Annotated in this window: 16 protein-coding genes; 8 read left to right on the top strand and 8 right to left on the bottom strand. The window is 66.1% G+C overall.

Annotated features, from left to right (window positions below; all coding sequences use genetic code 11):
- The first annotated feature begins 240 nt into the window (after nt 1–240).
- Genes AC0MAZ_RS13115 through AC0MAZ_RS13100 form a run of 4 tightly spaced genes read left to right on the top strand, consistent with a single transcriptional unit; the run spans nt 241 to nt 5793 of the window.
- Nucleotides 241–1404, top strand: coding sequence for an isovaleryl-CoA dehydrogenase (locus tag AC0MAZ_RS13115; protein ID WP_050706477.1), 1164 nt, complete (start codon nt 241–243; stop codon nt 1402–1404).
- Nucleotides 1405–1423: 19 nt separating this feature from the next.
- The gene (locus AC0MAZ_RS13110) at nt 1424–3031 is read left to right on the top strand and encodes a carboxyl transferase domain-containing protein (RefSeq protein WP_203647337.1); all 1608 of its coding nucleotides are present in this window, start codon (nt 1424–1426) and stop codon (nt 3029–3031) included.
- 3 nt (nt 3032–3034) lie between these two features.
- Entirely contained in the window at nt 3035–3844 is an 810-nt protein-coding gene (locus AC0MAZ_RS13105; RefSeq protein WP_232855901.1) for a gamma-carboxygeranoyl-CoA hydratase, read from the top strand.
- Nucleotides 3841–5793 (top strand): acetyl/propionyl/methylcrotonyl-CoA carboxylase subunit alpha, encoded by a 1953-nt coding sequence (locus tag AC0MAZ_RS13100; RefSeq protein ID WP_475861338.1) that lies wholly within the window; start codon nt 3841–3843, stop codon nt 5791–5793. The genes AC0MAZ_RS13105 and AC0MAZ_RS13100 overlap by 4 nt, the downstream gene beginning before the upstream one ends.
- A 130-nt stretch (nt 5794–5923) precedes the next feature.
- Here the strand turns inward: AC0MAZ_RS13100 and AC0MAZ_RS13095 are convergent, their stop codons facing one another.
- Nucleotides 5924–6628: a S24 family peptidase gene (locus AC0MAZ_RS13095; RefSeq protein ID WP_475861337.1), complete on the bottom strand. Its 705-nt coding sequence runs from the start codon at nt 6626–6628 to the stop codon at nt 5924–5926.
- A gap of 89 nt (nt 6629–6717) precedes the next feature.
- Here AC0MAZ_RS13095 and AC0MAZ_RS13090 point away from each other — a divergent pair, with 89 nt between their 5' ends.
- From AC0MAZ_RS13090 to AC0MAZ_RS13080, 3 genes are all read left to right on the top strand, one after another.
- Nucleotides 6718–7032, top strand: coding sequence for a DUF6124 family protein (locus AC0MAZ_RS13090; protein ID WP_203647340.1), 315 nt, complete (start codon nt 6718–6720; stop codon nt 7030–7032).
- Between the two features lie 663 nt (nt 7033–7695).
- Entirely contained in the window at nt 7696–8211 is a 516-nt protein-coding gene (locus AC0MAZ_RS13085; RefSeq protein WP_232855898.1) for a DUF4880 domain-containing protein, read from the top strand.
- Between the two features lie 186 nt (nt 8212–8397).
- Complete coding sequence (locus AC0MAZ_RS13080) at nt 8398–9546, top strand: M14 family metallopeptidase (RefSeq protein WP_475861335.1); 1149 nt, start codon at nt 8398–8400, stop codon at nt 9544–9546.
- Between the two features lie 124 nt (nt 9547–9670).
- Here AC0MAZ_RS13080 and AC0MAZ_RS13075 read toward each other — a convergent pair whose 3' ends face one another.
- From AC0MAZ_RS13075 to AC0MAZ_RS13045, 7 genes are all read right to left on the bottom strand, one after another.
- The gene (locus tag AC0MAZ_RS13075; protein WP_475861333.1) at nt 9671–10639 is read right to left on the bottom strand and encodes a Csu type fimbrial protein; all 969 of its coding nucleotides are present in this window, start codon (nt 10637–10639) and stop codon (nt 9671–9673) included.
- A complete protein-coding gene (locus AC0MAZ_RS13070) occupies nt 10636–12969 on the bottom strand; it encodes a fimbria/pilus outer membrane usher protein (RefSeq protein WP_475861424.1) in 2334 nt (777 codons plus the stop codon). Before AC0MAZ_RS13070 ends, AC0MAZ_RS13075 begins: the two co-directional genes overlap by 4 nt.
- Before the next feature lie 68 nt (nt 12970–13037).
- The gene (locus tag AC0MAZ_RS13065) at nt 13038–13817 is read right to left on the bottom strand and encodes a fimbrial biogenesis chaperone (RefSeq protein ID WP_203647344.1); all 780 of its coding nucleotides are present in this window, start codon (nt 13815–13817) and stop codon (nt 13038–13040) included.
- A 34-nt stretch (nt 13818–13851) separates the two neighbouring features.
- A complete protein-coding gene (locus AC0MAZ_RS13060) occupies nt 13852–14355 on the bottom strand; it encodes a Csu type fimbrial protein (RefSeq protein WP_475861332.1) in 504 nt (167 codons plus the stop codon).
- Nucleotides 14356–14358: 3 nt separating this feature from the next.
- Nucleotides 14359–14892 (bottom strand): Csu type fimbrial protein, encoded by a 534-nt coding sequence (locus tag AC0MAZ_RS13055; RefSeq protein WP_475861330.1) that lies wholly within the window; start codon nt 14890–14892, stop codon nt 14359–14361.
- A 17-nt stretch (nt 14893–14909) separates the two neighbouring features.
- Nucleotides 14910–15443, bottom strand: a complete 534-nt coding sequence (locus AC0MAZ_RS13050) for a Csu type fimbrial protein (protein WP_203652676.1) — start codon at nt 15441–15443, stop codon at nt 14910–14912.
- 24 nt (nt 15444–15467) lie between these two features.
- The gene (locus AC0MAZ_RS13045; RefSeq protein ID WP_475861329.1) at nt 15468–15995 is read right to left on the bottom strand and encodes a Csu type fimbrial protein; all 528 of its coding nucleotides are present in this window, start codon (nt 15993–15995) and stop codon (nt 15468–15470) included.
- Nucleotides 15996–16441: 446 nt separating this feature from the next.
- On the opposite strand from AC0MAZ_RS13045, the gene AC0MAZ_RS13040 reads away from it, so the two are divergent.
- Nucleotides 16442–17467 (top strand): IS110 family RNA-guided transposase, encoded by a 1026-nt coding sequence (locus AC0MAZ_RS13040; RefSeq protein WP_475858338.1) that lies wholly within the window; start codon nt 16442–16444, stop codon nt 17465–17467.
- The last annotated feature ends 179 nt before the right edge of the window (nt 17468–17646 follow it).

The following is a 17646-nucleotide window of genomic DNA, read 5'->3' as shown; positions in this document are numbered from 1 at the left end:
AGGTGATGACTGGATTGACAGCAATACAAGGCAGGTTTACGTTAACGTAAAGGTGAAAACGGCGCCGAGCCCGGCAATGCGCCGCCGACCCTGTGGGAGCGGGTTTACCCGCGAATGCGACCATTCAGGCAATGACGGTGACCCTGCTGACGCATTCGCGGGTGAACCCGCTCCCACAGGGTTTGCGGAAGATCCTTGGGCTACGGTGTAACCCAATTTCAAGAACAAGAAGGTGCCCCCATGCATTACCCCAGCCTGAACTTCGCCCTGGGCGAGACCATCGACATGCTCCGCGACCAGGTGCGCACCTTCGTCGCCGCCGAGCTGGCGCCGCGCGCCGCGCAGATCGACCACGACAACCTGTTCCCCGCCGACATGTGGCGCAAGTTCGGCGACATGGGCCTCTTGGGCATCACCGTGCCGGAAGAATACGGCGGCGCCGGCCTGGGCTACCTGGCCCACGTGGTGTCGATGGAAGAGATCAGCCGCGCCTCGGCCTCGGTGGCCCTGTCGTACGGCGCCCACTCCAACCTGTGCGTCAACCAGATCAACCGCAACGGCACCCACGAGCAGAAGCTCAAATACCTGCCCAAGCTGATCAGCGGCGAGCACATCGGCGCCCTGGCCATGAGCGAGCCCAACGCCGGCTCCGATGTGGTGTCGATGAAGCTGCGCGCCGAAAAACGCGGCGACCGCTACGTGCTCAACGGCAGCAAGACCTGGATCACCAACGGCCCCGACGCCAACACCTACGTGATCTACGCCAAGACCGACCTGGACAAGGGCCCCCACGGCATCACCGCGTTCATCGTCGAGCGCGACTGGAAAGGCTTCACTCGCAGCAACAAGTTCGACAAGCTCGGCATGCGCGGTTCCAACACCTGCGAGCTGTTCTTCGATGACGTCGAAGTACCGGAAGAAAACATCCTCGGCCAGCTCAACGGCGGCGTGCGCGTGCTGATGAGCGGCCTGGACTACGAGCGCGTGGTGCTCGCCGGCGGCCCCACCGGCATCATGCAGAGCTGCATGGACCTGGTAGTCCCGTACATCCATGACCGCAAGCAGTTCGGCCAGAGCATCGGCGAGTTCCAGCTGATCCAGGGCAAGATCGCCGACATGTACACCCAGCTCAACGCCAGCCGCGCCTACCTGTACGCCGTGGCCCAGGCCTGCGACCGCAGCGAAACCACCCGCAAGGACGCCGCCGGGGTGATCCTCTACACCGCCGAGCGCGCCACGCAGATGGCCCTGGAAGCGATCCAGATCCTTGGCGGCAACGGCTACATCAACGAGTTCCCGGCCGGCCGCCTGCTGCGCGACGCCAAGCTGTACGAGATCGGCGCCGGCACCAGCGAGATCCGCCGGATGCTGATCGGCCGCGAACTGTTCAACGAAACCCGCTGAGCACAAGGAACCGGCGTCCATGGCTACCTTGCATACCCAGATCAACCCGCGCTCGGCGGAATTCGCCACCAACAGCGCGGCCATGCTCGAACAGGTCCAGGCCCTGCGCGGCCTGCTCGCCCAGGTCAGTCAGGGCGGCGGACCGAAGGCCCAGGAGCGGCATACCTCGCGGGGCAAGCTGCTGCCCCGCGAGCGAATCGACCGCCTGCTCGACCCGGGCTCGGCGTTTCTTGAGATCGGCCAGCTGGCCGCCCATGAGGTGTACGGCGAAGACGTGCCGGCCGCCGGCGTGATCGCCGGCATCGGCCGCGTCGAAGGCGTGGAGTGCATGATCGTGGCCAACGACGCCACGGTCAAAGGCGGCTCCTATTACCCGCTGACGGTGAAAAAGCACCTGCGCGCCCAGACCATCGCCTTGCAGAACCGCCTGCCGTGCATCTACCTGGTGGACTCCGGCGGCGCCAACCTGCCGCGCCAGGACGAGGTGTTCCCCGACCGCGAGCACTTCGGCCGGATCTTCTTCAACCAGGCCAACATGAGCGCCCTGGGGATCCCGCAGATCGCCGTGGTGATGGGCTCGTGCACCGCCGGTGGCGCCTATGTGCCGGCCATGGCCGACGAGGCGATCATGGTGCGCCAGCAAGCGACCATCTTCCTCGCCGGCCCGCCTCTGGTGAAGGCCGCGACCGGTGAAGTGGTCAGCGCCGAGGACCTCGGCGGCGCCGACGTGCACTGCCGCACCAGCGGCGTGGCCGACCACTACGCAGACAACGACGAGCACGCCCTGGCCATCGCCCGGCGCAGCGTCGCCAACCTCAACTGGCACAAGCAGGGCAAGCTGCAGTGCCAGGCGCCGATCGCGCCGCTGTACAACGCCGAGGAGCTGTACGGCGTGGTCCCGGCCGACGCCAAGCAGCCGTTCGATGTGCGCGAGGTGATCGCCCGCCTGGTCGACGGCTCGGTGTTCGATGAGTTCAAGGCGCTGTTCGGCACCACCCTGGTGTGCGGATTCGCCCACCTGCACGGCTACCCGGTGGCGATCCTGGCCAACAACGGCATCCTTTTCGCCGAGGCCGCGCAAAAAGGCGCGCACTTCATCGAACTGGCCTGCCAGCGCGGCATCCCGCTGCTGTTCCTGCAGAACATCACCGGCTTCATGGTCGGCAAGAAGTACGAGGAAGGCGGCATCGCCAAGCACGGCGCCAAGCTGGTGACTGCGGTGGCCTGCGCCCAGGTGCCGAAGTTCACGGTGATCATCGGCGGCAGCTTCGGCGCCGGTAACTACGGCATGTGCGGCCGCGCCTACGACCCGCGCTTCCTGTGGATGTGGCCCAACGCCCGCATCGGGGTGATGGGCGCCGAACAGGCGGCCGGGGTGCTGGCCCAGGTCAAGCGCGAGCAGAGCGAGCGCAGCGGCGAGGTGTTCAGCAGCGAAGACGAGAAGAAGCTCAAGCAGCCGATCCTCGACCAGTACGAACGCCAGGGCCACCCCTACTACTCCAGCGCCCGGCTGTGGGACGACGGCGTCATCGACCCGGCGCAGACCCGCGATGTGCTCGGCCTGGCGCTGTCCGCCGCGCTGAACGCCCCGATCGAACAGAGCCGCTTCGGCATTTTCCGGATGTGACCCATGAGCGAATTCGCCACCCTTGAACTGGTCAAGGACCCTCGCGGCTTCGCCACCCTGTGGCTGAGCCGGGAAGACAAGAACAACGCCTTCAATGCGCAGATGATCCGCGAACTGATCGTCGCCCTCGACCAGCTGGCCGAAGACGCCAGCCTGCGCTTCGTGGTGCTGCGCGGCCGTGGCCGGCACTTCAGCGCCGGCGCGGACCTGGCCTGGATGCAGCAGTCGGCGCAGCTGGACTTCAACACCAACCTGGACGACGCTCACGAGCTGGGCGAGCTGATGTATGCCCTGCACCGGCTCAAGACGCCGACCCTGGCCGTGGTGCAAGGCGCCGCTTTCGGTGGCGCGCTGGGGCTGATCAGCTGCTGCGACATGGCCATCGGCGCCGAGGACGCGCAGCTGTGCCTGTCGGAAGTGCGCATCGGCCTGGCCCCGGCGGTGATCAGCCCGTTCGTGGTCAAGGCCATCGGCGAGCGCGCTGCCCGCCGCTATGCCCTCACCGCCGAGCGTTTCAGCGGCGTGCGCGCCCGCGACCTGGGCCTGCTGGCCGAGGTATACCCGGCCGCCGAGCTGGACGCCCAGGTCGAAGCCTGGGTCGATAACCTGCTGCAGAACAGCCCGCAGGCGCTGCGCGCCACCAAGGACCTGCTGCGCGAAGTGGACGCCGGCGAGCTGAGTCCGGCCCTGCGTCGCTACTGCGAGAACACCATCGCCCGCATCCGCGTCAGCGCCGAAGGCCAGGAGGGCCTGCGCGCCTTCCTGGAAAAACGCCGCCCCGCCTGGCAAGACAACAAGGAGCCGCGCTCATGAGCCGACCCACGCTGACCACCCTGCTGGTCGCCAACCGCGGCGAGATCGCCTGCCGGGTGATGCGCACCGCCAAGGCCATGGGCCTGACCACCGTGGCCGTGCACAGCGCCACCGACCGCGATGCGCGCCATAGCCGCGAAGCCGATATCCGTGTAGACCTCGGTGGCACCAAGGCCGCCGAAAGCTACCTGGTGATCGACAAGCTGCTCGACGCCGCCAAGGCCAGCGGCGCCCAGGCGATCCACCCGGGCTATGGCTTCCTGTCGGAGAACGCCGGTTTTGCCCGCGCCATCGAACAGGCCGGTCTGATCTTCCTCGGCCCACCGGCCAGCGCCATCGACGCCATGGGCAGCAAGTCGGCGGCCAAGGCGCTGATGGAGTCCGCCGGCGTGCCGCTGGTGCCGGGCTACCACGGCGAGGCCCAGGACCTGGAGACCTTCCGCGCCGCCGCCGAGCGCATTGGCTACCCGGTGCTGCTCAAGGCCAGCGCCGGGGGCGGCGGCAAGGGCATGAAGGTGGTCGAGGACGAGAGCCAGCTGGCCGACGCCCTGGCCTCGGCGCAACGCGAGGCGCAGTCGTCGTTCGGCGATGCGCGCATGTTGGTCGAGAAGTACGTGCTCAAGCCGCGTCATGTGGAGATCCAGGTGTTCGCCGACCAGCACGGCAACTGCCTGTACCTCAACGAGCGCGACTGCTCGATCCAGCGCCGCCACCAGAAAGTGGTCGAGGAAGCGCCGGCACCGGGCCTCTCTCCCGAGTTGCGCAAGGCCATGGGCGAGGCCGCGGTGCGCGCCGCCCAGGCCATCGGCTACGTGGGCGCCGGCACTGTCGAGTTCCTGCTCGATGCCCGCGGCGAGTTCTTCTTCATGGAGATGAACACCCGCCTGCAGGTGGAGCACCCGGTCACCGAGGCCATCACCGGGCTCGACCTGGTGGCCTGGCAGATCCGCGTGGCCTGCGGCGAACCGCTGCCGATCACCCAGGAGCAGGTGCCGCTGATCGGCCATGCCATCGAGGTGCGGCTGTACGCGGAGGATCCGGCCAACGAATTCCTGCCGGCCACCGGCACCCTGGCGCTGTACCGCGAGTCGGCGCCGGGCGAAGGCCGCCGGGTGGACAGCGGCGTCAGCGAGGGCGATGTGGTGTCGCCGTTCTATGACCCGATGCTGGGCAAGCTGATCGCCTGGGGCCAGGACCGCGAGCAGGCGCGCCTGCGGTTGCTGGCGATGCTCGATGAGTTCGCCATTGGCGGGCTGAAGACCAATATCGCCTTCCTGCGTCGCATCCTTGCGCACCCGGCGTTTGCCGAGGCGGAACTGGACACCGGGTTCATTCCGCGTCACCAGGATGTGTTGCTGCCTGCGCCCCAGGCGCTGCCGGTGCAGTTCTGGGAGGCTGCCGCCGAGGCGTGGCTGCAAAGCGAGCCTGCTTCGCAGCGCCAGGACGACCGCGCTTCGCCATGGGCGGCCCGCGATGGCCTGCGCCAGGGATTACCGGCGCGCAGCAGCCTGCATTTGCAGTGCGAAGGGCATGAACAGGCAGTGGCACTGGAGCGCAGTGCGCCTTCGACTTATCGCCTGGAGGGGGAGCAGCTGTGTCATGACGTGGACGGCCTGCGCCGTCGTCACCTGGCGGTGCGTCGGGGCGGCACGCTGTACCTGCAGTGGCAGGGTGAGTTGCATGCGGTCAGTGTTCATGACCCGATTGCGGCGGCGGAAGCCAGCCACAGCCATCAGGGCGGGCTGGGTGCGCCAATGAACGGGAGTATCGTGCGGGTACTGGTGGAGCCGGGGCAGGTGGTCGAGGCCGGTACCGCGCTGGTGGTGCTGGAGGCGATGAAGATGGAGCACAGCATTCGGGCGCCGCACTCCGGGACAGTGAAGGCACTGTTCTGCCAGGAGGGGGATATGGTCAGCGAAGGGACAGTGTTGGTCGAGTTGGAGGCTTAACGAGCTTTGAAGGTTGAGCTAGGGGCGCTTTGCGCCCCTTTCGCGGCACAAGGCCGCTCCTACAGGGAAGCTCGGTTTCCTGTAGGAGCGGCCTTGTGCCGCGAAAGGGCTGCACAGCAGCCCCGGCGATCTAGAGCACCCCGTGCATCCGCACCACAACACCAAGGAACTCGCAGCCCTCCTCGCACACCAAAGTCGGATAGGCATTGTTGAGCGCCTTCAGATACCGCTGCCTACCCTCCTCGGTCAACTGCCGAAAGATCGCGGACTTGCCTGGCAGCCGGGCAATCACCAGACGCCCCGGCTCGGCGGGCACACCATCATCGACCAGGATTCGAACCCCCTCGGGCACGCTCCTGCCACTGGCGGCACTCATGGTGTCGTTCTCGACCGTCAGCCAGAACGCCTTGCCCTGGGCCAGGTAGTCAGTCTGCTCGAAGACCTCCGGCGCTTCCTGCTCCTGCTGACCCAAGGTGCTCCAGTCACGTACCGGATAGCGGAAACACACGAAGTATTTCGCCAGCCCGTCGTCATCGTCGTCCTCGAGGCCATAACGCGCCCGCTCCTCACCCACCTGCCCCAGCACACGCAGTTGCATGCTGACCTGGTAATGCGGCATGCCCAACTCGATGAACGTGCGGTTCATCGAGTCGACCCGAGGCTGACGGCGTTTCTTCAGCCAATGGCCGATGCTGCCCTGGGAAACCCCAACGCGTTCGGCAAGCTGCTCCTGGGAGATATCGAGCTCCTCGATCCGTTCCCGGACCAGAGCTATCCATTTGTCCATATTCATCGCAGGCACGATACGGACTGCCTCCCTGCGTTCAATACACATCAAGTAGTATTTGCCTAAACACATTTCAATACTTTAGGTATTAGAATCGGACTTCACCTTTCACCTATTGGTATTCGCAGGTAATCAGGATGAGCATCTCGAAAGAAACGGAAACAGATCTCGACGAAGAAGCAGCCCGCCGCGCCCTCGATTTCTACCTCAACCCCACCCCCACGCCCCGCGACCTGGAGCGTTCGCTATGGACCCTGCGCGATGGCGTCAGCAACGCCCAGGCTTGCGACCATGCCATGGCCCTGCTGCGCTGCGCGTCGGCCACAGCACAGGAAACCGGCAACCATCTGCAGGGCACGACGCGGGAAGTAGTGTTTGCGCTGATGCACATGGTCAACATGGCCCGCGCCCTGCTCGAGCAGTGCCACGCCACGGAAAAGGCATCGATCTGAAGGACAGCCCTTTCAAGGTGCTGATAATTGGCGTCCGGCTTGGATTTGCCGGGGCTGCTTTGCAGCCTTTTCCGGCCGGTCCGACGCCTCGGCAAGGCCGCTCCTACAGGGGCGCGCGGTCTCCTGTAGGAGTGGCCTTGTGCCGCGAAAGGGTCGCAAAGCGACCCCGGCAATCTTGAATAGGAACAGCCATATCCCAAAAATCGCAAAGCTTGAAAGGGATGGCTGTGAAGGGAGAACGTGATAGCCGACGAACGGCAAAAGCCCCGATTGCCGGGGACGAGGTGTGCGTCAGTTAGATATTTTTTTGCCAATCGCGGAAAAATCATTTGACTGGCAAATGATAACGATTATTATTGCACTCAGCAGGTCGCGAGACCCGCTGGATAACCTGCAACGTCCTCAGGTCGGACGCTCAGATTATCTCCTCATCAGGCTAATCACGGTTTTTGACCCGGCTTTTTGCCGGGTCATTTTTTTTGGCTCTTCAGGCTAATGAAGATCGTTGATGGCGGCGATGATAGCAAAACTGTGTCAGGACGTGAACGCTCATTACAAATCTTTGCGGAATCAGCACTTGAGAATCAATCTCGTTTAGCTTAAGCTGATTCTGCATCAAGGAAGATGCCCCCACCCCTTTCCTTAATGAGCAAGGAGCTGTCCATGACCCGCCTGCTGCTGCCCCTCGAGCACGACCCGCGCACCGCCGAACAGCATGGCGAGGACGCGCTGCTGCATGCGCTCAAGCGCCTGCCGCGCCGGGTCCAGCAAGTCTTCCTGCTCAACCGCCTCGACCAGCAGGGCTTCGCCGCCATCGCTGAACGCCTGGACCTGCCGCTGATCAGCATCGAGCGCCACATGAACCAGGCCCTGCAGACCGCCCGCGCCCCCGGCGACGCGCTGGCCAGCATCGCCGGCCAATGGTACGTGCGCCTGCAGAGCCCGCAGGTGACCGCCAGCGAACGCATCGACTTCCGCCGCTGGCTGGATGCCGACCCCGACCACCTGCGCGCCTTCCACGAAACCGAACTGCGCTGGCGCAGCCTGCTTGCCCCTGCCCGACAATTGGGCCATGACGGCTGGTACCGGCAAGGGCGTGCGGCGTTATCGCTGGGTGGCTGCTCGATTGCCGTCGGGCTTGGTGTTGCTGCGCTTGTAGCGCTGGGGCTACTGGCCTGAAGAGTCTGGGGCTGCGCTGCAGCCCTTCGCGGCAAAAGGCCGCTCCTACAGGAAACCGCGCACTTCTGTAGGAGCGGCCTTGTGCCGCGAAGGGGGCGCAGAGCGCCCCCAGTCCAATTAACCTGCGCACCCCCGCCGCCAAGCGGTGTAGAGTACAGTCACAACAACGCCAACAGGAGGCTGGCAATGACCGTGACGCTCTCCCCGCTGCACATCGACTGCGATTTCGACTCCGGCAACATCCTGGTCCTGGACGCCAGCAACCCTGCGCACGTCCACCTGAACATCCGCAAGGACAGCCACAGCGACCACTTCCAGTGGTTCCACTTCAAGGCCAGCGGCCTGACCCCGGGCCAGGTCCATCGCTTCAGCCTGGACAACGCTGCCGAGTCCTCCTACAAGAACGCCTGGACCGGCTACCACGCCGTGGCCTCCTACGACCAGCAGACCTGGTTCCGCGTGCCCAGCCAGTTCGACGGCAAGGCCCTGAGCTTCGACTTCGAGGCTGAACAGGCGCAGGCCTGGTTCGCCTACTTCGAGCCCTACCCGCGCGCCCGGCACAACCAGCTGATCGAGCGCGCCAAGCAGATCCCGGGCGTCGAGCTGCTGGCCAGCGGGCGCAGCGTGCAGGGGCGCGACATTCCGCTGCTACGCGCGGGCAATGGTGCGACCGGCAAGCGCAAGCTGTGGATCATCGCCCAGCAGCACCCGGGCGAGCACATGGCCGAGTGGTTCATGGAAGGCGTGATCGATCGCCTCGAGGCCAACGACAAGATTGTCCAGGATCTGCTGGCCAAGGCCGACCTGTACCTGATCCCCAACATGAACCCGGACGGCGCCTTCCTCGGCCACCTGCGCACCAACTTCAAGGGCAAGGACCTCAACCGCGCCTGGCAGGACGCCAGCGTCGAACTGAGCCCCGAGGTGTTCTTCGCCCAGAGCCAGATGAAGCTGCATGGCGTGGATGCGTTCATCGATGCCCATGGCGACGAGGAGATCCCCCATGTGTTCACCGCGGCCTGCGAGGGCAACCCCGGCTACACGCCGCGCATCGCCAAACTGGAAGAGCAGTTCCGCAGCACCCTGTGCAGCCTGACAAAGGACTTCCAGACGAAATACGGCTACACCCGCGACGAACCGGGCCAGGCCAACATGACCCTGGCGTGTAATGCCGTGGGCCAGGCCCATGACTGCCTGTCGCTGACCCTGGAGATGCCGTTCAAGGACCACGACGATGCGCCAAACCCGCGCACCGGCTGGTCGGGCGAGCGCTCGAAGGCGCTGGCCGGGGCGGTGCTGGAGACGTTGCTGAAGATGGTTGGCGATCTGCGCTGATTACTGAGGCTGGCACCGGCTTCGCCGGTGTTCGCGGGTAAACCCGCTCCCACAGGGTGTACGCTATCGCTGTGGGAGCGGGTTTACCCGCGAATGCGTCAGAGCGGCAACACCAGGCTTCGCGCTAGAACTGCACATCCAGAATCACACTGTCGGTATAGGTCGCCGCCGGCGGCGTGGCCTGGTCGGTGTAGACCTTGGCGTTGTAGTTGAACACCTGGCTCCCGGTCCCGGTCCCCGCCCCGGGGTTCACCTCGGCATCGCTGCTCGAGCGCCGCGCCGCGCCCACCGAGCCCCAGCGCACCACGCCGGCGCTCTTGAAGATATCGTAGGCCAGGTAGTTGTTGGCACTGGACTTCATCCGCCGCCGTCCGCCCGAGACGTTCTGCCCGTCATCCAGCCCCACCGTGTAGTTGCTGCCCTTGGTGCACGACACGCTCACGCTCTGGTTCACCGTGCCAAACCCGGCCACCACCGGCGCGCTGGCGAAGCTGATGTTGGGCGTGGTGATCTGGCAGTCGTTGGTCACCGTGAGGCTGACCAGCAGGGTCTGGTTGCCGCTGCCGATGTCGCGCCCCAGGCAGATGGCACCGATACCGATACCCGAACAGTAGTTCCAGCTCCAGGCGATGTTCAGGGTTTCCTGATACAGGCCGGCGGCGACGTTGGCGCCGACCACGGTCTTCAGGTACAGCGGCACGGTCTTGGGCGTGGTGCCGTTGAGCAGGCCCAGGGCGTCGATGATGCCGTTGCGGGCGAAGTCGAACTGCACGCCACGGCTGATCGGGTAGCTGGTGGTGTTGTCGGCGTAGAGCGTATAGGGGATGACATCGCCGGTCGGGCCCACCAGCCCACTGCTGGACGACGTGAAGGTGGCATAGAAATGGTCATTGCTGGTCAACAGCGACAACAGCGAACCGGTGCACTGCAGGCCGGCATTGGTGGTCGAGGCACTCTGCACCGTGGTGCGTATCAGCGTCGAGTTGACCGAGCCGTAGGCCGCCGGCGCGGTGGCCACCGACGAGCACAACGCCCAGACCGTTCCCGGCAGCGCCAATAGCCCTGCCAGGCCCCCACGGATCAGCCGGTTCATCGGCACACCAGCGGGCCGATCAACGGAATCGGCCCCTGCCCTTCAGGCAGGTCGAACGCCACCTGGCACTGGCCGCCATCGGCCTTGTCCACCTGCAGGCGATTGTGCGGCGCCAGGTTCTCCAGGTAGACCAACCCATCCCAGCCCACCACCGCCTCGCCGCCGCTTTCCTGGTGGCGTACCCGGCTGCCCAGCTTGAGCTCCTGCTGGTCAGCATCGACCAGCACCAGGCTCGCCGCCAGCACACGCTTGAGCGGGAATTCCAGCAGGTAGCCGCTGCCACGGCGCACGGCCACGCGCTGCTCCACCTGTGGCGCCAGCACATCGGCGGGCAGGTCCATGGGGTCGATCTCGTACTTGCCGCGGTAGTAGCCGCTGCTGTACGGCACCAACAGGTGGCCGTTGCGGTCGGTGCGGCCGATCTGCTGGTTCTCGTAGCGCACCGGCACGTCGGCGTAGCCGCTGGTGCTGACCACCACGAAGGCGTCGTCGATGCGGTTGGCGGCGAACAAGCCTGCGTCCATCAGCACCAGCGAGCCGCTGGCGTCGGCCCAGCGGGTCATTTCGCCGCTGCTGCCGTAGGCGCCCACCTGCAGCTGCACCGACTGCAGGCGCCAGGTCAGGTCGGCCTGGCGGTAGTCGTCACGGTTGCCGCCGGTGGCGTAGCCCAGGTTGTAGCCCACCCCGCCGCCCACCGGCACCGCCTGGCTGTAGTTGACCCGCTGCAGGTCCTGGCCGTCCTTGCTGCGCTCGGCGCTGAAGGCCAGGGTGCCACGCAGGTCGAAGGGGATCACCAGCTGCGCCTGCACCGCCCACTGGCTGTCACCGACCTCGCGGTTAGCCGACAGGTACAGGCTGCTGTTGCGCCACAGCGGCTTGCTCCAGCTCAGGTTGATCAGCCGCGTGCGCGTGCCGTCGCCGGCGCGCACGTCGAAGTAGCCGGCGCCGAGGCTGCCGTAGCGGTCCAGGTTGAGGCTCAGGGTGGCCTGCTCGCTGCGCTGGCTCAGGCGGGTGAAGGGGCTGTCGACCAGCGACAGGTCGGCGTAGTCGCCGTGGCGCTGCACGCGCTGGTAGTTGAAGCCGATGCGCCGGCTGTTGTACTGGTAGCCCAGCGCCACCTGCTGCCCTGTATCGCCTTCGAAACGGCTCTGGGTCAGCGCCGCGTTGAGCACGCCGAAGGTACCCAGGCGCAGGTTGCCGCCCAGGCCGCCGAGCATCATCGACTCGGCGCTTTCGGCATGGGTTTCCAGGGTGAAGTAGTCGGACACCCCGTGGCGCAAGGTCACCGAGGCCACGCCCGGGCCATAGGCGAAATCACGCACGGCATAGTCGCGGCGCAGGCTGCCGGCGGCCACCGAGAAGTCCGACAGCCCCTTGGCCAGCAGGCTGCTGGTGACGTAGAACGGCAAGGTGGTCGACACCTGCCGGCCGAGGGCGTCGGTGGTCACCACCACGGCCTCGCCGGCGCCGTTGATGAACGGCACGTTGGTCAGTGTGTAGGGGCCCGGCTGCAGTTCGGTGCTGCTGCTCTTGTAGCCGTTGATGAACAGGTCCAGCGAGGTCGGCACGGCGGCTTCGCCGGCAAAGGCCGGCAGCGGATAGGTGACCAGGTCGGGACGGGCGCCGAAGTCGCGGGACAGTTGCAGGCCGCCCACGCGCACCGAGGTGGTCCAGGGCAGCGCGCCGGTCACCAGGTCGCCTGCCTCATAGGTGAGCAGGCGCTGCTCGTCGGTGTAGCGGAAGGTGGTGTCGTAGCGCAGGAAACCCTGGCGGCCCTGGGCCTGGGCGCCGTTGAACGACTGGCGCCACTGCCCGGTGGTGGAGAAGGTGCCCCAGTCGTCGAACAGGCGCAGCTCGTTCCAGGCGGCCAGGTAGCTGCCGCCCTCGTCGGTGTCATTGAGGTAGGCGTCGTAGTTGAGCAAGGCGCCGAAGCTGCTGCGGGCGTCGCTAGCCGGGTACAGGTTGCGCTCGCCGACCTGCTGGTCGGGCAGCCAGGCCGGCGGCACCTGCAGCAGCAGGCGCTGGTTCTGGCTGTCGTAGTCGCTGTGCAGGCCGGGGATCTCGTCCAGGGCCACTTCACCCTGGGGCTGGCCCGGTAGCCTGATGCCCGCCTCGCGCAACACCTCGCTGGCCAGGTACAGGCGCCCGGCGCGCTGCTGCACCGGCACCAGCTCAGCCTTGGTCACCTGGTTCACCAGCAGGTCGAGGTACAGCGTGGCGTCGGCGATGGCGGCCTGTTCCGAGGGCGGCGGCGGCAGCTCGTCGGCCACGCCCAGGCCGGGCCCCAGCACCGCCAGGCCCAGCCACAACCGGTGCGTTGCCACCCGCACCCAGCTCACACACGATTTCCAACCATTACCGGGTCCTCCCTGGCCCCTGTGATCCGTTCAAGCGCGGCTCATTGCCCCTGTTTGATGGCCTGGGCCACCTCCTGGCCGTTGACCCGCCCCTTGAGCACGCTGGCGGCGCCCGGCGTGGCCGGTGCCGGCCAGCGCATGCTGGCGCCGGGCAGCACGTAGCCAAGCAGCCCTTCGACCAGCGGCCGGTCCTGGCCGGCCTGCTGCAGTACCACATCGGTCAGCCGCGCATGCACTGGCCCCGTGTTGCGCAGCTCGACATAGGGCTTGCCCTGTACGCTCACCGCGCGCCAGCTCAACTGCGGCTTGCCCACGCCCTCGGCACTGCGCCTGCCTTCCGGGTCGGGCTTGCCCCACAGCCCCTCGCCGTAGACGAACAGCGGTACCGAGTAGCGCATCTGCAGGCGGATCGCCGCCTTCGGCCCTTCGCTGGCGGCATCGGCCGGCAGCGGCGAAGGGATCTCGTCGATGATGATGCGGTAGGCCTGCTCCTGGCCTGCGGGTGAGCTGCCGGTGCGGGTCAGGCGGATCAGTTGCTTCTGCCCCGGCGCGATAGTGGCCACCGGCGGGCTGCCGATGATCTCGCGCTGGGCCTGGAACTGCTCCTGGTACTCGCCCTGGCGCCAGGCGAACACCCGCACCTGCAGGCTGGTCGGCGCCGAGCCGCGGTTTTCCAGCCACAGCGCGCCGGCCTTCTGGTCGGCCTCCAGCACCGGGTCGATCGGCCAGATCAGCACCGAAGTGGCCGCGAAGGCCGATGCGCAGCTGGCCAACAGCAGCAGCCCGATGATCCCACGCGCCCGTTTCGCGCCTGCCCCCATGCCCCTCTCCTTCTCGGTTATTCGCGGCGGCCTGTCACCAGGTCACCGTCACTTGCACGACATCGGTATAGGTCCCGGCCGGCAGGGTGCCGGTCAGGGTGGTACGGCCATAGACCGGCAGTTTGATCGCCGTCGGGTCGCTGTAGCTCACCGCCACGTTGCTGCCGATGCTCAGGCTCTGGCTGAACGCGGCGTCGCGGTACAGCTGGTAGGCCAGCAGCTGCGTCCCCCCCGAACGCTTGAGGTTGCGCGTGCCGCTGGCGCTGTTCTGGCCGCCGTCCAGGCTCATGCTCAGGGCCACCCCGGGGGTACACTGGAAAGTCACCGTGCTGCCGCCGAGCGAGGTGCTCAGGGTGGCGGTGGACAGCGCCGAGCTGGTGCCGTAGTCGAGCACGCCATAGGCGGTCACGCCGCCGACCACCAGGCAGCCGGCGACGATCTGCGCCGTCACCTGGAAGGTGCTGGTGGTGACCGCGTGGGCACCCTGGGTCAGCGCCAGGCACAGCCCGACGGCCAACAGCCGCGCCGTGCCCGGCATGGCTCAGAAACTCAGCTCGACCGCCACCGTGTCGGTGTACACCCCGGCCGGCAGGCCGGCCTTGCCGCGGGCCTGACCGTACAGGTTGACGGTCTGCGCCACGCCGGTGCTGGTCGGCAGGGTGATGGTGCCGTCGATCGCCAGCAGCTGAGTGTGCCCAGCGTCGGTGTAGAAGTCGTAGGGCACGAAATTGCCCGCGCCATCGGCCAGGGCCCGGGTCCCGCCGGCGGACTGCGAGTCATGGGTACCGGCACGCACCTTGATCGTCGGCACCGTGCCTGCCGAGCAGAGAATGCTCATGGCCCCGCCACCGCCGCCGAGCACCTGGCCATTGGCGGTGGTGAACAGCGAGTCCTGGGTGCCGAAGTTGAGGCTGCCGAAGTTCAGCCCCGAGCTGCCGCCGCTGCCGTTGACCTGGCAGGCGGCGGTCAGCGTCAGGGTCGAGCTGATGGTGCCGGTCACGGTGGCGGCCTGGGCCTGGGCGGCCAAGGCCAGGCCAAGGCCGGCGAGGATGCAGCGGGTGAGGTGCTTGGGCATCGGAATCTCCTTGCGTGTTACCAGTCCAGGGTCACCCTTAGGGTGTCGCGATACAGCCCGGCGGGCAGCGCGCGCGGTTGCGCGACCACCACGCCATAGATGGGCACGGGCACCTGTTGGGTGCCGCTGATGGTGAAAGTACGGGCCTGGCCGATGTCGTAGCGACTGTTGCCGCCCGGGTCGATGGCCAATTGGTAGGGAATGAGTTCGCGGCCATTGCTCAGGCGACGCACGCCGTCGGTGCCGTTCTGTCCGCCGTTGATGCGCACGCTGAAGGCGCGCACCTGCGGCGAGCAGCTGATCTGCAGGCTGCCCTCGCCGCCGGCTTCGTCGACCCGGCTGGTCAGCGGCTGGTCCCAGGTCGGCCCGCGGGCGCCGAAGTCCATCAGGCCCGGGTTGCCCAGGGCGGCCGGCTGCGGGTCGCTGCTGATCTGGCAGGCGGCGCTGATCACCAGGCGCGCCTGGATGAAACCGGTGGTGGTGCCGTGGGCCGCGCCGCTGGGCAGCAGCAGCGGGCCCAGGGTCAGTAGCAGGATCGAACCACGGTGCAACGCGTCCATGAGCATGCAGCCTCCCTACCAGGTGACCGTAACTTTGAGCAAGTCGGCGTACAGCCCGGCGCGGGGCGCCCAGGCCAGCGTGTCGATCCGTGCGTAGAGGGGCAGTTCCACCGAGCCGCTGTCCGGCACCCGCGCCGATTGCGCCACGTCCACCGCCAGCGGCTGGCGCCAGGCGGCGTCACGGTAAAGGCGGTAGGGAATCGGCCGGGCCTGGGCATCGGGGCTGGCGAGGTAGCGCACTTCGCCGACGCCGCCGTGCTGGCCGCCATCGACACGCACCTGGTACGGGGTGTCCGGGTTGCACTCCAGGCGCGGCGGGCGTTGGGCGAGCAGCACACCACTGGCCGGCGCGCCCGGGCCGTCCAGGCGCGCCACGCTGCCCAGGTCGATGCGCCCCAGTGCCTGCGGGCCGGCGTCGCGCTGCTGGTTGACCAGCATGCAGCCGCGCTGCACGCGCACCTGCACTTCAACGAGAAAATCCGCTGCCATGGCGTTGCCACTCAACAACAGGCCCAACAGCATGGCCACTAAGCGCTCCGTCACCGGTCGATCCTTGTGCGTATGGGTTGAGTTTGAGCGTAGCAGCGCGATTGGATCCGGGCCGGGGTGGGCCTACCCCTCTTTGGCATTAATGAAAAGGGCTGGGTAGAGTTGTGCCGGGAAATCAGTTTCTGCCCTGGTGTTCGACGTGAGTTTTTTAGCGCCTGTGAGACCGAGCGCCGCCCGCGCGGCGCATCGCGACGCAAGGCCGCTCCTACATCTGTTTCGGGCCAGTCAATCCTGTGCCATCACCTGGTCCGCCTTGTTGGTACGACGCGGTCTCAGCGTGGGCACTACTGCCGCTCCACCTGTCTCAAGACATGCGCCAAGGCGGGCAACCATGGTCTGACAGGTTCGGCACGTTGCAACAAATAATGAAATGGCTACCCCCGCCCCACCCTGTGTCAGCCCTCTAAGCTTTCACAGGGTGCCTATCGGAGTGCAACGCCATGAACACTGTCGCCATCATCGCCATCGACCTGGGAAAGTTGAGCTTCCATGTACACGCTCAGGATGATCGGGGTCATGAGCTCTATCACCGCAGGTTCAACCGTGAGTCACTCATCCGCCACCTTGCCAATCTTGCGCCCTGCACGGTGGCGATGGAGGCCTGTGGTGGCTCTCATTTCATGGCGCGAGAGGTGACGAGACAGGGTCATACGCCCAAACTTATTCCCGCACAGTTCGTTCGCCCCTACGTGAAAAGCAACAAGAATGACTTTGCCGATGCTGCCGCTATCGGTGAGGCGGCAACCCGCGATCAGATGCGCTTCGTGCCTCCCAAAACCGAGGCCCAGCAGGCGCTGGCGATGCTCAATTCACTGCGCGACAGCTTCATCAGAGACCGTACTGCCACCATGAACCGCATCCACGCTTATTTGCTCGAGGTGGGGGTCAGTTTGGCACCCACCTTCAAGGCGGTCCGGGAGCTCCCCATTCTGCTGGACGACAGTACCTTCTCACCGTTGATCAAGAAGCTGTTGCTGGACCTACATGCCCACTTCCGCTATCTCGATGATCGGATCAAGGCTCTGGACAAGGAAGTGCATAGCCAGGCCGTTAGCGATGATCTTGCTTCCCGTTTGATGTCGATACCTTGTATTGGCCCGATCACCGCTACCGCCCTGGCTGCGGAATTGGGTGATGGTAAGCAGTTCCGCTGTGGGCGAAATTATTCAGCCTCCATAGGCCTGGTTCCCAGGCAGCACACGACAGGCGGCAAACCTTGCCTGGGGCGAATCAGCAAGCGGGGCGACGGCAATCAGCGACGACTGCTGATCCAGTGCGCGAGGGTCTATCTGATTGGGCTGGAGCGCAAAACCGGCAAGCTGGCGGACTGGGTACGTGGCTTGCTACGTGTTCACCACCCCAACCTGGTGGTGTGCGCTATCGCCAACAAACTGGCCCGAATCGCCTGGGCCATCACGGCACACCACAGCGAATTTAATGCAGGGTCAAGCGCCATGAACGCTTGACCCTGCAGACACACGAGTAACAACCCACCTGGTTTTGCGATGCTGCACACAGATGACGTGAACGGTATACCGGCCTGGCGATCAACCTGAGCTCCTACTCGGCTTCAGAAGCCGAACAAATATCTAGGCTCGTCGGGCGCGATTTTCATCGAGGCGCGGGACCAACCTCCCACACGACG

It is taken from the genome of Pseudomonas sp. A (assembly GCF_056270345.1).
The sequence above is the reverse complement of the archived record's forward strand: the minus strand, read 5'-3'. Positions and strand labels throughout refer to the sequence as shown.

Excerpts from the sequence above, each read along its gene's own strand:
- AC0MAZ_RS13115 (WP_050706477.1), top strand. The coding sequence starts at position 241 with ATGCATTACCCCAGCCTGAACTTCGCCCTGGGCGAGACCATCGACATG.
- AC0MAZ_RS13110 (WP_203647337.1), top strand. The coding sequence starts at position 1,424 with ATGGCTACCTTGCATACCCAGATCAACCCGCGCTCGGCGGAATTCGCC.
- AC0MAZ_RS13105 (WP_232855901.1), top strand. The coding sequence starts at position 3,035 with ATGAGCGAATTCGCCACCCTTGAACTGGTCAAGGACCCTCGCGGCTTC.
- AC0MAZ_RS13100 (WP_475861338.1), top strand. The coding sequence starts at position 3,841 with ATGAGCCGACCCACGCTGACCACCCTGCTGGTCGCCAACCGCGGCGAG.
- AC0MAZ_RS13095 (WP_475861337.1), bottom strand. The coding sequence starts at position 6,628 with ATGTGTATTGAACGCAGGGAGGCAGTCCGTATCGTGCCTGCGATGAAT.
- AC0MAZ_RS13090 (WP_203647340.1), top strand. The coding sequence starts at position 6,718 with ATGAGCATCTCGAAAGAAACGGAAACAGATCTCGACGAAGAAGCAGCC.
- AC0MAZ_RS13085 (WP_232855898.1), top strand. The coding sequence starts at position 7,696 with ATGACCCGCCTGCTGCTGCCCCTCGAGCACGACCCGCGCACCGCCGAA.
- AC0MAZ_RS13080 (WP_475861335.1), top strand. The coding sequence starts at position 8,398 with ATGACCGTGACGCTCTCCCCGCTGCACATCGACTGCGATTTCGACTCC.
- AC0MAZ_RS13075 (WP_475861333.1), bottom strand. The coding sequence starts at position 10,639 with ATGAACCGGCTGATCCGTGGGGGCCTGGCAGGGCTATTGGCGCTGCCG.
- AC0MAZ_RS13065 (WP_203647344.1), bottom strand. The coding sequence starts at position 13,817 with ATGGGGGCAGGCGCGAAACGGGCGCGTGGGATCATCGGGCTGCTGCTG.
- AC0MAZ_RS13060 (WP_475861332.1), bottom strand. The coding sequence starts at position 14,355 with ATGCCGGGCACGGCGCGGCTGTTGGCCGTCGGGCTGTGCCTGGCGCTG.
- AC0MAZ_RS13055 (WP_475861330.1), bottom strand. The coding sequence starts at position 14,892 with ATGCCCAAGCACCTCACCCGCTGCATCCTCGCCGGCCTTGGCCTGGCC.
- AC0MAZ_RS13040 (WP_475858338.1), top strand. The coding sequence starts at position 16,442 with ATGAACACTGTCGCCATCATCGCCATCGACCTGGGAAAGTTGAGCTTC.